The sequence below is a fragment of the Butyrivibrio sp. NATIVEDY162 genome (genome assembly GCF_045999815.1).
Lineage (GTDB): Bacteria > Bacillota > Clostridia > Lachnospirales > Lachnospiraceae > Butyrivibrio.
Window position 1 is genome coordinate 1,648,706 of record NZ_CP172573.1, and the last position, 13,928, is coordinate 1,662,633.

At 41.1% G+C, this 13,928-nt stretch carries 11 protein-coding genes and 1 riboswitch; of the genes, 2 read left to right on the top strand and 9 right to left on the bottom strand.

Annotation, left to right across the window (positions count from 1 at the left end; genetic code table 11):
• The first annotated feature begins 169 nt into the window (after positions 1–169).
• A complete protein-coding gene (locus tag ACHCNF_RS06795) occupies positions 170–1,141 on the top strand; it encodes a methionine ABC transporter ATP-binding protein (RefSeq protein ID WP_408072028.1) in 972 nt (323 codons plus the stop codon).
• On the top strand, positions 1,141–1,776 hold the full coding sequence (locus ACHCNF_RS06800) for a methionine ABC transporter permease (protein ID WP_408072029.1): 636 nt from the start codon (positions 1,141–1,143) through the stop codon (positions 1,774–1,776). Before ACHCNF_RS06795 ends, ACHCNF_RS06800 begins: the two co-directional genes overlap by 1 nt.
• Positions 1,777–1,897: 121 nt before the next feature.
• On the opposite strand, the gene ACHCNF_RS06805 is transcribed toward ACHCNF_RS06800, so the two are convergent.
• The 9 genes from ACHCNF_RS06805 to ACHCNF_RS06845 all read right to left on the bottom strand — a co-directional run bounded on the left by ACHCNF_RS06805 (position 1,898) and on the right by ACHCNF_RS06845 (position 13,815).
• Positions 1,898–2,275 (bottom strand): fibronectin type III domain-containing protein, encoded by a 378-nt coding sequence (locus ACHCNF_RS06805; RefSeq protein ID WP_408072030.1) that lies wholly within the window; start codon positions 2,273–2,275, stop codon positions 1,898–1,900.
• 106 nt (positions 2,276–2,381) lie between these two features.
• A complete protein-coding gene (cysS, locus tag ACHCNF_RS06810; RefSeq protein WP_408072031.1) occupies positions 2,382–3,938 on the bottom strand; it encodes a cysteine--tRNA ligase in 1,557 nt (518 codons plus the stop codon).
• A 478-nt stretch (positions 3,939–4,416) separates the two neighbouring features.
• A complete protein-coding gene (locus ACHCNF_RS06815) occupies positions 4,417–5,469 on the bottom strand; it encodes a PPC domain-containing protein (RefSeq protein ID WP_408072032.1) in 1,053 nt (350 codons plus the stop codon).
• A 213-nt stretch (positions 5,470–5,682) separates the two neighbouring features.
• Positions 5,683–6,990 (bottom strand): phosphomethylpyrimidine synthase ThiC, encoded by a 1,308-nt coding sequence (gene thiC / locus ACHCNF_RS06820; protein ID WP_408072033.1) that lies wholly within the window; start codon positions 6,988–6,990, stop codon positions 5,683–5,685.
• 811 nt (positions 6,991–7,801) lie between these two features.
• On the bottom strand, positions 7,802–8,968 hold the full coding sequence (gene thiD / locus ACHCNF_RS06825; protein WP_408072034.1) for a bifunctional hydroxymethylpyrimidine kinase/phosphomethylpyrimidine kinase: 1,167 nt from the start codon (positions 8,966–8,968) through the stop codon (positions 7,802–7,804).
• 183 nt (positions 8,969–9,151) lie between these two features.
• A complete protein-coding gene (gene thiE / locus ACHCNF_RS06830; RefSeq protein WP_408072035.1) occupies positions 9,152–9,796 on the bottom strand; it encodes a thiamine phosphate synthase in 645 nt (214 codons plus the stop codon).
• Positions 9,797–10,067: 271 nt separating this feature from the next.
• A complete protein-coding gene (thiM, locus tag ACHCNF_RS06835) occupies positions 10,068–10,862 on the bottom strand; it encodes a hydroxyethylthiazole kinase (RefSeq protein ID WP_408072036.1) in 795 nt (264 codons plus the stop codon).
• Between the two features lie 121 nt (positions 10,863–10,983).
• A complete protein-coding gene (gene thiW, locus ACHCNF_RS06840; protein WP_408072037.1) occupies positions 10,984–11,529 on the bottom strand; it encodes an energy coupling factor transporter S component ThiW in 546 nt (181 codons plus the stop codon).
• Positions 11,530–11,691: 162 nt separating this feature from the next.
• Positions 11,692–11,796, bottom strand: a riboswitch (TPP riboswitch).
• Positions 11,797–11,898: 102 nt separating this feature from the next.
• Positions 11,899–13,815, bottom strand: coding sequence for a flagellinolysin (locus ACHCNF_RS06845; protein ID WP_408072038.1), 1,917 nt, complete (start codon positions 13,813–13,815; stop codon positions 11,899–11,901).
• Positions 13,816–13,928 lie beyond the last annotated feature (113 nt).

Below are 13,928 nucleotides of genomic sequence, written 5' to 3' on the forward strand. Positions count from 1 at the left end.
CATGCATATGTTCGAGTTAATGCAGAACAGCTACACTAGTACATCGTTCGCAAAATAACTGGTCTAATTCGCAGAATATTTTCCGATAGTACATGTTAGCGGAGTATCTGCTCTAAACCGGAGCGGCTAACTGCAATTTATAATAAGAAAGTTTTGGGGTTATTTTCACATGATAAAAATTGAAAGTGTAAAGAAATCCTTCAAGAACACGGATGTTCTGAAAGGTGTATCCATGGAAATCGAGGATCACGAGATCTTCGGTATCATCGGTCAAAGTGGCGCCGGAAAGTCCACTCTTCTTCGTTGCATCAATGGTCTTGAATCCTACGATTCAGGTCTTATCACAGTTGATGGTCAGGAAGTAAATATACGTGACAAGAAGGCTCTTCGTCTTCTGCAAAAGCGTATGGGTATGATTTTCCAGAGTTTCAATCTGCTTGAGAGACTGGATGTATATCAAAATGTCGCCCTTCCCATGAGGTTCTGGGGCATGAATCCCAACACTCCCGAAGCAAAGGAGAAGATTCTGAGGCTGATCAGGCTTGTAGGTCTTGAGGAAAAAATTCATGCTAAGCCAAGGCAACTATCCGGCGGACAGAAACAGCGAGTTGCTATTGCAAGAGCTCTTGTTCTTGATCCAGAGTTCCTTCTTTGTGATGAAGCTACAAGTGCGCTCGATCCCGAAATCACTAAAGGGATTCTTGCTCTTTTGCAGAAAATCAACAAGGAGATGGGAATCACTATCATCGTGGTCACTCATCAGATGGAAGTTGTAAAACAGATTTGTAACAAGGTTGCATTTTTAAGTGATGGTCAGGTGCTTTCTGTTGGTCAGCCGGAGAAGCTCTTCGTATGGCCAAAGGAAAGAGAGATCCGTGATTTCCTTCGTGAAGAAAGCGATAAACTGCCTACCACAGGTCTTAATATCAAGCTGTTTTTCTATGGAGAAGGTAACCAGCGCCCTATCGTCACCATGATGAGCCAGGAATTGCACAAGAATTTCAATATTTGCTGGGCCAAGCTGGAAGATTTCCGAGAAGATGTATATGGCAGTCTGGTTCTCAATATTAATCCCGACGATCTCGACAGCGTATGCAGTTTTCTTGATAAGCATGATGTCACATGGGAGGTTATTAAGTAATGACAGATATTATATTAAAAGCTTTTAACCAGACCCTTTATATGGTTTTCTGGTCCACACTTTTTTCAGTAATACTTGGATTTATTCCGGCGATCATATTGACGCTTACAGCGCCCGATGGATTGAAGCCTAACAAGATAGTGTATGAAGTTCTGAGCTTCATCGTGAATGTTTTCAGAAGCTTTCCCTTCATTATATTATTGGTTATCCTGATTCCATTTACCCGCATGGTTGTTGGCAAGTCAATCGGAACAACTGCTTCAATTGTTCCGCTTACCATTTCAGCTATTCCTTTTATAGCAAGGGTTTTTGAATCAGCTCTCCGCGAGACGAATCCCGGAGTAATTGAGGCCGCAAGATCATTTGGAGCTTCCAATTTTCAGATTCTCATGAGAGTTTACGTAAAAGAATCCATCCCGCGCATGCTCAACGGAATCATACTTCTTGTAATCTCTCTTATCGGTTATTCCGCAATGGCAGGTACTGTCGGTGGCGGCGGTATCGGTGATATTGCAATCCGTTACGGTTATCAGCAGTACAAGACTGATTACCTTATAGTATGCTCGATTATTCTGATTGCATTTGTTCAGGCGATACAGATGCTGGGTAACTATATGTATAAAAAGATGTCATAAGAACCAGGTTAAAAAAAGCAGGCATCGTGATGTTTGTACCGATGCCTGTTTTTTAATATCACAAAACTCTGGATTCCTGAACGCATTTTCCGATTTGCATTCAAGATGTCATACGAAGAAATTACTTTACCTTAACCTTCTTTGCCTTTGACCAGTCAGAGTAATATCTGGAATTATCCCTATCTACATATGCTCTGATTTGGAAATAGTACTTTTTATTTTTCTTGAGCTTTGAGATTGTATAAGCTCTCTTGTTGCCATTTACTATCTTTGCCTTGTTGAGGTTGAAAGTTTTTATTTTTACATTCTTCTCGAAATTCTTATCTGTTGAGTATCTGATCTGATAACCTACTACACCATTTGCAGTGGTGAATGTTACATTAACCTTCTTTTTCCTAGCGGCTTTAACTTTTGAAATGGAAACATTACCAATTTTTGCCTTATTGATTGAAACTGAATATTTAGATGCCCATCCATCAAAAACCACCTCTCTCCACAAAAAGCGGCCTCCAAAAATTAGCTCTAAACAGCTAACTTTGGAGGCCGACTACTTTTTATTTTCTCTATATATCAATAATTTTACACTAAATATAAATCAATATCGTTTATACTAAGGTCCACTTAACGCCTTCGCGGGTATCTTTGATTTCTACGCCTTTAGCAAGCAGCTCATCACGGATAGCGTCAGCAGTTGCAAAGTCCTTTGCCTTCTTGGCTGCTGTTCTTCTTTCGATAGCATCCTTGATATAAGCCTCAAGCTCAGGATCAATATCAGCAGAATCATCTGCAAGTGCGTGGCCTATAAGGTCAAGAGAAAGTACCTTATCAAAGCTGTCAACAACAGCAAGCTTGGTTGCAGCATTTGCATCAGCCTTTAACACATCATATAGAAGGGTTATAGCCATTGAAGTATTAAGATCATTTGAAATAGCATCCGCAAATTTGTCCTCAAAATCCTTCTTAACAGCAGCATCAATTGACTTGCTGCTTCTTACCGCCTCAAGGAAGGCTGTCATATTCTCATCACAGCTATTGTTCTCATTATTTTCACCAGCTTCCTTAGCAGATTTTTCAGCTGCTGCCTTAAACTTCTCGGCTGCCGCTTTGATCTCTTCATCAGAGTTAATGAGCGCCTCAACCTTCTTTACAAGGTTATTATAGGCTGTCACTGTGTTATCAAGCACATCAAAAGAGAACTCCAAAGGCTTTCTGTAATGTGACTGAAGGCAGAAGAATCTGTAAACAAGCGGATCATAGCCCTTTTCCTGAAGAACAGAAACTGTGAGCACTGCTCCCTTGGACTTACTCATCTTGCCTGCTCTGTCATTTAAATGATTTGAATGGAACCAGTATTTGCACCATCTGTGGCCGAGATAGCTCTCAGACTGTGCGATCTCATTGGTATGATGAGGGAAAATGTTATCAACACCGCCGCAGTGAATGTCGATGTACTCGCCAAGATGCTTCATGGAAATGCATGAGCACTCGATGTGCCATCCGGGATAGCCAACGCCCCAGGGGCTGTCCCACTTAAGCGCCTGATCCTCAAACTTTGATTTGGTAAACCACAGCACGAAATCTGTCTTGTTCTTCTTTGCAGTATCCTCTTCTACATCGTCGCGAACGCCAACTGCGAGCTGTTCCTTCTCAATAGCAGATGAAAATACATAGTAATCTTCTAACTTACTGGTATCAAAGTAGACGTTTCCACCGGCAACATACGCATATCCTTTTTCCAGAAGAGTCTCAACCATGTGGATGAATTCAGGAATGCAGTTTGTAGCAGGTTCGATAACATCAGGGCGCTTGTTGCCCACAGAATCGAAGTCCTTGAAGAATGCCTTTGTATAAAAATCTGCAATCTCCATAACTGTCTTGTGCTCGCGCTTAGCGCCTGCAAGCATCTTATCTTCACCTGTGTCGGCATCTGATGAAAGGTGGCCGACATCGGTTATGTTCATTACACGCTTTACATCGTAGCCGCAATATTCAAGCGCCTTGATAAGCGCATCCTGCATGATATATGTGCGGATATTTCCTATATGTGCAAAGTGATAAACGGTAGGTCCGCAGGTGTACATGGAGACCTTGCCCTCTTCATTAGGTATAAACTCTTCTACTGTTCTTGAAAGAGTGTTGTAAAAACTGAATTTATGTGCCATTTTTCTCTACTCCTTGACCATAAAAATAAAGATTATTGTTTTTCATCAGAAAAACATGAATCGTATTGGACTAGTTCCTCGCATAGCGAAGAACGTATCCTGCTAAGCAGGATTCTTGCAGGCGATTTCCGCTTTTGCCCGCAAGAAGTCATAGGCTATTGTTTTTTCAGAAATAAACAGAAACCGTACCGGACCAGCTTTCAGCTTTAGATGAAAGCGTATCTGGTAATCGCAGTAAAAAAACAAAACACCAATCTGAATTATAACAGATATGCTGCGTTTTTTATAGTAAAAACCGCACAGCAAATCCAAATGAAATCTGCTGTGCGGCTTTCTGATACTTCATTTCATTAAAGTGTTATGCTCAATTTTGCTTTTATTGTATTTCTGTGCATGGTCTATCAAAGTTCTTTACGCATTTAGTATTCCCATGCTTGGTTTATTTAAGCTCTTATCTTTTAGTATTTCAAAGCCTGCCTTATTTTATCTTAACCTTCTTGGTCTTGGACCAGTCAGAAAAATAATATGTATCATTATCATACTTTTCATAAGATCTTATCTGAACATAATAGTTCTTGTGACGTTTTAACTTCTTGATCACGGCAACTAGTGATTTTGAAGTGTAGTATCTGCTTACATCAAAGGTTCTTACTTTCACCTTCTTGGTAAATTTCTTGTCAAGAGCAACTCGTATCTGGTAGCCATCAACATCTTCCACTCGCTTAAACTTGATCTCAGCAATACCTTTTTTATTGGACTTCACTTTTTTGAGAGAAGTAGGCGTTATGCCGAGCTTTGAGATGTTGAATTTGTATTTTGAACATGATCTTCCTTCAATCTTAATGTAATAAGTTCCGGCCGCAAAATATATGGTACTTGTTTTTAATTCATTATCACTGACAAAATCATGACTCCAAACATTCCTCAGATCTGAGTCCAGAATGCCAAAATGATATGAACCGGTATTAGCAATATAGCTTATTTTATACTTACCATTTTCAGGGATTTCAAACTTGTACCAGTCATATTCATCAGCATATGATACAGCTCCAATCGCTTCTGTGCCGGGGGCATAGCTCTTAGGATTTTCATAAACATCATCAAACTCATCCTTAAAACCATAGCCCTTAAAATCTACAGTCAGATTAAAACTATCTGAGTAGCAAGAAATATTCAGATAATATCTTCCCGAGGTTGCAGTAAAATGCGAAACATACGGTTCGTTTTTATAAACATATTTATCTAAAAGAATTGACTTACTTGTCGCTAAAAACTTTCTAATATGAATTTGATCTCCTGTGATTGTGATTTTTAAGTCACCATCCTCTGGTATGTCAAACGCATACCAATTCTCTTCGTTACCTGTGCTTGTAATCTTTTGAGGTGTCGGTCCAACATTAACCATGATGGGATCCAGATAATTTTCTCCCTTGGCACTTACCGTTTCAACTGAACTATCTGTTGCATGAAATGCTGTAGCTGTCAGAATTGCAGACAGCATAAGAGATAAAAGCTTGATTTTTTTCTTCATTCTTCCCCAATTCTCCTTTTTTGTAGTTTTCCCTCCGCAAAATAACAGCGAATCTACGCATGTGATGATCTGTAAAATTCTCCAGTCCGATCATCCATATGGATTGCTGATTTTGCCTGTTTTCAAGCACTTTATATCTTACGATACCTTCCATAGTAAAAGCAACGAAAAGTTCATTTTATCTAAAAAACAAGTCACAAGTTACTGTTCCAATCATCCAAGGATGTCGATATGTTCTCCTGCCAGGGCTTTGTTCATGCTACGCACAGCGCAGAACTTGCCACACATGGAGCAAGTATCATCAAACTCAGGTGCTCTGTCAGCTCTGATAGATTTTGCAGTTTCAGGGTCTATTGCACATTCCCACTGTTTTTCCCAATCAAACTCTTTTCGTGCGTCAGCCATACTGTTGTCAATGTCCATGGCATGAGGTATCTTCTTGGCAATATCAGCGGCGTGGGCTGCGATTCTTGAAGCGATGATGCCCTGTTTAACGTCCTCTACATTAGGAAGCGCAAGGTGCTCTGCGGGAGTAACATAGCACAGGAAAGCTGCACCGGCTGCGCCTGCGATGGCTCCTCCGATAGCTGAAGTTATGTGATCATATCCGGGAGCAATGTCTGTGACAAGAGGTCCAAGTACATAAAAAGGCGCTCCCATGCAGATAGTCTGCTGAATTTTCATATTGGCTTCAATCTGGTCCATTGGCATATGGCCCGGTCCTTCAATCATTACCTGAACGTCCTTCTCCCATGCTCTTTTCGTAAGCTCCCCAAGTCTGACGAGTTCTTCAATCTGACATACATCGCTTGCATCTGCGAGACATCCCGGTCTGCAGGCATCACCAAGTGATATTGTCACATCATATTCCCTGCAGATATCAAGTATTTCATCATAATATTCATAGAAAGGATTTTCCTCTCCTGTCATGCTCATCCATGCAAAAACAAGGGATCCGCCTCGGGATACGATGTTCATTTTTCTCTTGTGCTTTTTTATTTGGTCGATTGTTTTTCTAGTGATTCCACAATGAAGCGTAACAAAGTCAACTCCATCTTCAGCGTGAAGCCTTACTACATCTATAAAATCTTTGGCTGTGAGCTCAGATAAGTCCCTCTGATAGTGGATAACACTGTCATAGACAGGAACTGTTCCCAGCATTACAGGACACTCTTCCACAAGCTTTTTTCTGAAAGGCTGAGTATTGCCATGGGATGAGAGGTCCATTATCGCATCCGTTCCCATATTGACTGCCGCCATCACTTTTTCCATCTCGATATCGTAATCCTTGCAGTCTCTGGACACGCCAAGGTTTACATTTATTTTGGTGCGAAGCATAGATCCAACCCCTTTTGGCTCAAGAGATTTGTGATTCTTGTTAGCGCAGATTGCAACCTGTCCTTTTGCCACAAGTTCTCTGATTTCTTCCGGGGTTCTATATTCATCTTTTGCTACTTTCTCCATCTCGGGAGTTATTATTCCTTTTCTTGCTGCTTCCATTTGTGTTGTGTAATTCTTCATTTTTGTCTCCTTTTGGTGGTGGTTTTGTTTCTTGTTTTTTGTCGGTTTTTGATGGTGTGTTTTGTTTTCTTGTTTTTTGTCGGTTTTTGATGGTGTGTTTTGTTTACTCTTGTTTACTTGCTTTTGATGGTGTGTTTTGTTTACTTATTTTTTGTCTGATTTTTCTTTCTGTTTCGTAGTATTTCTGCTCTGTACTAATTGCTTTTCATTTTTATGCTCTTATTTTTGAATTGTTCTTGCCTGAACCTCACTTGTGCTTGCTTTTTTGTCCTATTTTCGTGTCTGATCATCCTATTTGAAAATAAAAGGCTATTAGTATGAATTAAAATTGTAATATAGTGCTATTTTTATTGTTATCTCGTTTGCATTTCATCTTTTTTGATCATTTCAACAAATATGGATGAAACATGTCGCTATTTCGATTGCATTTTATCTACATTAAGTCTTATTTTTCATCCATTTTCGCTATTTATGCCTTTTGGATGAATCATGTCGTTATTTAGAATTTTTCTTCATGATATTTTGTCTTTTAGTTCATCCTATCTTGATTTTATTTCCAAATTGGATGAATTCGCTCATTTTCCTCTATTATTACGTTATTACTCGCACGTTATTACGCAAACACATTCATCCCAAATTTCTTTTTTTCATGATATAGATGAATCAACTATCCTACTATTGACTCTTTATGAAAGGATTCCAAGAACTAAAAGTATTTTTTCCTTATCGAGAAGAATTATCTTCCTATTACGAACAGACAAAAAACCGGAACCAGAAACAAAATGTACCTTTAGGCCCTGTCATTATGAAATCATGTTCCTACCCTATGAAATAGCGGGCCTCTTCCATGCCCTATTTCCAGACCGGCATTTATGCATCTCCCAATATATGTCTTTGCCTCTATGACAGCATTTTCAAGGCTGAGCCCTTTTGCCAGGCCGCAAGCTATAGCACTTGAAAGAGTGCAGCCCGTTCCGTGAGTATTGGGGTTTTCTACGCGCTCTCCTACTAGCCATATATAGTCTGAAGTTATTTGTTCTACATCATCAAAGGCATAATCTTTCGAAAAATCAGATTCTTTATCACAAGGATGAAGACCTTTTCTGAATTCTGTTTTTACTTCTGTATCATCTGGATAATAGTCCTTCCGAAATTCAGTTTTTGATCCCGTATCATCTGGATTACAGTCCTTACCGAATTCTATTTTTGATCCCATATCATCTGGATTACAGTCCTTACCGAATTCTGTTTTTACTTCTGTATCATCTGGATAATAGTCCTTCTGAAATCCAGTTTTTACTTCTGTATCATCTGGATAACAGTCCTTGCCGAATTCAGTTTTTAATTCTGTATCATCTGGATAACTGGCCATACGGAATTCAGATTTTTGCCCGGCTCGGAAAAAGAGCAGGTCAGAGGAAGTTCCTGCATTCTCGAAGCTACTGTGGCCACCTTTTAATAGAACACTACATCCGTATTTCTCTGAGAGGCATTTAGCTGTGCTAAGCATATCCTCCTTCGAACCTATTTTATTTCCTGATAAAATCTCCGCTTCAGGAATATTTGGAGTTATCACCGTGCATCTTGAAAACAGATTATCCTTCATGTATTCGATGGCTTGTTTTCCTGAAAAATCCGTGCCGGAGGTAGAGCTTAAAACCGGATCTAATACGATGTTGCTTAGCCTATATTTATCTATTGCAGAAACCACTGCCTCCATAGATGCTTTGTCCGGAAGCATCCCGATTTTAACAGCATCCGGCAAAATATCTTCGCAAACCGAATCAAGTTGTTTTCTTATAAAGTCAGAAGGAACAGGAAAAATTCCTGTGACTTTCATAGTGTTCTGTGCAGTAAGGGCTGTGATCACACTCATGCCATATACGTCGTGAGCTTCCATGGTCTTTAAATCCGCCTGAATTCCCGCTCCTCCCGAAGGGTCACTCCCGGCAATTGAAAGAACTGTTTTTTGCCTCATAAAACCTCCAGTCTGTCAAATACTGTGCAAAGCCACTTTGAATAAGCTGCCTTTTGCCTCATAGAGCCTCCAGTCTGCAAAGTACTGTGCAAAGCTGCTTTGAATAAGCTGCCTTTTGCCTCATAGAGCCTCCAGTCTGCAAAGTACTGTGCAAAGCCACTTTGAATAAGCTGCCTTTTTGCCTCATATAGCCTCCAGTCTGTCAAAAGCACTTCTAAGTTCCTCAGCTGCCTTTTTCGTGTCATCCGCCTTCATGATTGCAGTAACGACGCATATTCCGGCTATGGGTGCACCTGTCAGTATGCCAAGATTGTCCTTAGTCAGACCGCCGATGGCATTAGCCGGGATAGGCACAGCTGCGCATATTTCCTTTAACGTATCTACGGATGTAAGCACAGTTTTCACCTTGGTTGTTGTTGGATATATTGCTCCGACTCCCATGTAATCAGCTCCGCTCTCATAAGCTTCTTTTGCCTGTGCAACAGTCTTGCAGGTTGCCCCTATTATCATTTTTTCACCAACTATTTTGCGGGCTGTTTTTATGGGCATATCACTTTGTCCAAGGTGCACGCCCTCTGCCCCAACAGCCATTGCGACATCAATCCTGTCATCGACAATAAGAGGAACGTCATGTTTCAAGGTTATTTCATGGACTTTAGTTGCAAGCTCAATGTACTGCCTTGTGGTCTTTTCTTTTTCACGGATTTGGACAATTGTTACTCCGCCCTTTATCGCATTTTCGATTTTTTTAAGGAAAACCTGTTCCTCCATGCCGTCGCTGTTAGTTACAAGATACAGCTTTTGATCTTCTCTTCGTAAATTCCCCACATTTGCCTCCTGAAATTGTCATTTATATTTTTCGGTTTTCATCGTAATTGTGGCTTTACGATGCTTCATTTTTCATCGCTGAAACTGTACTTTTTGCTGTTTCTTTTTCATATAGTTTTGACTTTATGCTGCCTCTACCTTTATCACTGAAATTGAACTTTTATGCTGTCTCTATCTTCATCACTGAAATTGAACTTTTATGCTGTCTCTATCTTCATCACTGAAATTGAACTTTTATGCTGTCTCTATCTTCATCACTGAAATTGAACTTTTATGCTGTCTCTATTTTTATCATTGCAATTGTCTTCTCTTCATCCAGAGTTGAGATTGCATTTAGCAGTTCCACAAGGAAGCTACCTGCGCCGGGTTTTTGTTTTTTTTCAGTGATTTTCTTATATGCAACCTCACCAGCCATTCCAAAAAATCCACATGCATTTATCACGGCCTCTGTTCGCTGCTGCCTTGACAGAAAAGTCGCACATATTGCTCCAAGCATGCATCCCGTCCCGGTTATCTGCCCCATCATGGGATTGCCATTGCTCACAAAAAAAGTCCGCTCGTCGTCTGCGACAATATCTTTAGGGCCTGTCGCAAGAATCACAGTTTTGTAACGAGCGGCCAATTCTGATGCTATGTCCGCTATCTCAGATGCTTCAAGACTGTCATCTGCATCGACTCCTACTCCCCGGTAGGTCTCCTCGTAAAGTGCTTTTATCTCAGAATAGTTTCCTTTTATAAGAAAAAAGGATTTTGTAAACTCAGATTCATACTTACTGACCAGTTCCATAGCGAGATTCCGGCGCAGCTTAGAGCATGCTACGCCAACTGCATCCAACACTATTGGTATCTCTTTTGACAGAGCAATCTCGTAGGATATTTTCATAGATTCAATTCTGGTGTCCGATATATTTCCCATATTAAGCAGGAGCGCTGATGCCGTTTCCGTTATTTCACGGACTTCCATAGGGTGCTCAGCCATTATAGGCTTTGCTCCCAGGGATAACACAGCGTTTGCGCACTGCATCATGGAAATCGGATTTGTTATGCAATGTATCAGTTCTGCCATTTTTGTCACCCTTCTTCACGATAGAAGCTGTTTTGCTTATCGCTTATGTTTATACTAATCGGAAGATTTTTCTGTCGATAACTATAGTAAGCGTCAGATATATCTGCTATTTTTGCTGAGTTTATGCCATTTTTTCCTGATTATCATCAGTAGGTTCAATGTCTTTTAGGCTGTTCTGAATCTTAGTCAAAACGCCTGCTGCCTGAAGTCTTAGCAGTAGTAAAAATGCTATACTTCCTCCGATGAGTGTTCCCATGATAAATGAGGGCACATAGAAGAACCATGTAAGACCTTCTTTTCCCCACAGATAGGTCATTACAGGGTAAGAGACGATTGATCCGATGAGTCCTGTTCCAATGATCTCACCAAGCACAGCTGCAAATATTTTTCCTTTGGATAACTTGTAGAAAACTCCGGAAAGTGTTGCTCCGAAGACTGCTCCGGTAAGAGCGAGGGGTGGAATCCCCATGACAACCATTCTGATAATTCCGATGAGCAGAGCACATAGAAGTGCATACCCGGGTCCCATGAAAACCGCGCATGTGATATTGATGAGATGCGCCATGGGGCACATGCCTTCAACTCTTAGTATGGGCGAGATAACAACACCCATAGCAACAAACATCGCCAGCATTACCATTCTTAGTAAATAGTTACTTTTTTTCATACCTTTTCTCCATTCTCAGACGGTGGGCTGCATGGCTCTGCATTTCAAGCGGAAAAGAATGTCAAGTGCGCATCCCCGCGGAGCGTTTTTTTGTATCATAGAAAAACTATGATACAAAAAAGCGGAAGCCCCCGATCCGGTTGCTTCCGCGTAATCATTCCTAATATAGTACCTCAGGCATCCCTACGTTGGCATTATCCAAATCAGGTTCTCGGTCGAAGGTCACACCTTCCTCTCAGCCTGTCATACAAGCTCCCGTCTGTTAAATTTTTCTTATTTTTTATACACCATTTATCGAATTAACGCAATCCTTTTTTTCAAGCTCATCTGTCATTCAGAGCTTGTGCACTTCCCATAAGGGCCAAGTGCTTATTGCTGCAGCAGTGACATTACACCTTGAGGTGTCTGGTTTGCCTGAGCCAGAATCGATTGTCCTGCCTGTGAGAGAATGTTTTGCATCGATTTTTTCACCATCTCTTCTGCTATGTCAGTATCTCTCATGCGTGATTCAGAAGCTGTTGTATTCTCCACCACATTATCGAGATTCAGAAGCGTATGCTCAAGTCTGTTCTGCACCGATCCGTAGTAGCTTCTGATCGAGCTGACGGATAAGATTGCGTCGCTGAAGGAATCTATTGCTTTAGTCGCAAGCTCAGCTGTCAAAACGTTGGTGTCTTCTAATCGAAGAGCTTTGGTGCCGATGTCATATTTTAAAACATTTATCTTGTTGGTCATATCTGCATCGGTGCCAACATGAAGGTCTACTGTGTAGTAGTGGCCTCTTACTTTGTCTTCTTCAGTGACTTCCTGTTTCGGAGGTGGCATGTACTTTATCTTCATGCCTGTTATTTTAAAAGGCTGATCATCTTTTTTGGCTGTATCACCAAGGATGTCTGTTCCCCCTGTTTTCAGACTGTCTGCAATTATGGATCCGGCACCACCTAAGCTGTTGTAAGCAAGTCTTCTGACAAATTCTACAGGGCTGTATTTTCCTGCGCGCGGTGCAATTGTGCTGCCTCTGTTTATCATGTCTTTGAGCTGATCTGATGTCCAGCCCGTTGATGTCTGAATTACATCACTAAATGAATCGTTTCTGCCACCGCTGTCAGCATCAAGGAAATTTTGAAAAAGATCGCTTGCTCCTTTTCTAAGATTCCCAATTGATACATCCGTACCATCAGCAGTTAAATATGCTGCATATGCTGTGGCAAGAAAACCGTGACCATATGGTCTTGTATCCACAGTGTAATCGCCACCCTTACTCATATAATCTGCTATGTAGCTATCCAACCTGGTATCGTTTTCGCTTGAGAGAACTGAAGCTACAGATGTCAGATAGTCGTTCCATCCACCTTGGAAGCCACCTCCTGTCAGCTGTGCAGAGCCTTCAATAAACCACAGCGGAAAATCCTCCGGTCCGCCATCAGGGTACATTCTCGTAGGAAAAGCCACGTCCATAATAGCGTGCATGGTCTCATGTGCCACTGTAGATTCAAGATTTCCAAGTTCTTTTGGTGATAAATTCATAGAAGGAAAATCATCACTATCCACATCGAACATCAGAGATTGCGGTCTGAATTTCTGTCCCGGCATCTGAAAGCCTGCTCCCATCTGCCCCAGTATGTTTCCTTTGCCATCTATGTAGTCCACAGTAAGTTCTGTGTCATAGTCGCTTGTTCCTGCTTCTGCAAGCTCTCTGATTTTGTCACCGATAGATGCGATGCTGTTCATGATTTGCTCTATGGCATTGGGATAATACTCTTCAGCTATTTTCTCTCCGACTTCTTGCAGGGGATTTATAATTTCTGAAGGTATTTTGGAATATTCAGCCGGTCTGGGTGGAATAACTCCACCCTTTACGAAAACGTTCATCTCGTTGAACTTGGTCCTGGAATTGATGGCATCCAGTTCCTTTTTTATAGCAACGATTTCTTCGTTGATCGCCCGTCTGTCACTTTCAGAATTGGTTCCGTTTGCAGCCTGAACTGCAAGCTCATTGCCACGGTGAAGCATATCGTGAACTTCGTTAAGCGCTCCATCTGCTATCTGGACAAGTGATATACCGTCATGTCCGTTTTTTGCTGCGCGTCCAAGTCCTCTTATCTGCCTTCTCATCTTCTCAGAGATGGTAAGGCCTGCTGCATCATCCGCGGCTCTGTTTATCTTATAACCTGATGCCAGTTTTTCTGACGTCTTGGTAACTTCTCTTGTAGTTATCCCTAACTGTCTATTACTGTTCATAGACTGGAGGTTATGTTGAATTCGCATCTGCCCTTGCTCCTTCATGGTTCAAGTCTATTTGCGCGACCTCCGTGTCATGCATATTTATATCTCGCTATTTATTTCGGCTACAAAAGGGCATAACATTAGTTTTTTTCTTTTTACATTCCAGAAGTAAT

Excerpts from the sequence above, each read along its gene's own strand:
- ACHCNF_RS06845 (WP_408072038.1), bottom strand. The coding sequence starts at position 13,815 with ATGAAGGAGCAAGGGCAGATGCGAATTCAACATAACCTCCAGTCTATG.
- ACHCNF_RS06815 (WP_408072032.1), bottom strand. The coding sequence starts at position 5,469 with ATGAAGAAAAAAATCAAGCTTTTATCTCTTATGCTGTCTGCAATTCTG.
- cysS (WP_408072031.1), bottom strand. The coding sequence starts at position 3,938 with ATGGCACATAAATTCAGTTTTTACAACACTCTTTCAAGAACAGTAGAA.
- thiC (WP_408072033.1), bottom strand. The coding sequence starts at position 6,990 with ATGAAGAATTACACAACACAAATGGAAGCAGCAAGAAAAGGAATAATA.
- thiD (WP_408072034.1), bottom strand. The coding sequence starts at position 8,968 with ATGAGGCAAAAAACAGTTCTTTCAATTGCCGGGAGTGACCCTTCGGGA.
- ACHCNF_RS06795 (WP_408072028.1), top strand. The coding sequence starts at position 170 with ATGATAAAAATTGAAAGTGTAAAGAAATCCTTCAAGAACACGGATGTT.
- thiW (WP_408072037.1), bottom strand. The coding sequence starts at position 11,529 with ATGAAAAAAAGTAACTATTTACTAAGAATGGTAATGCTGGCGATGTTT.
- thiM (WP_408072036.1), bottom strand. The coding sequence starts at position 10,862 with ATGGCAGAACTGATACATTGCATAACAAATCCGATTTCCATGATGCAG.
- ACHCNF_RS06800 (WP_408072029.1), top strand. The coding sequence starts at position 1,141 with ATGACAGATATTATATTAAAAGCTTTTAACCAGACCCTTTATATGGTT.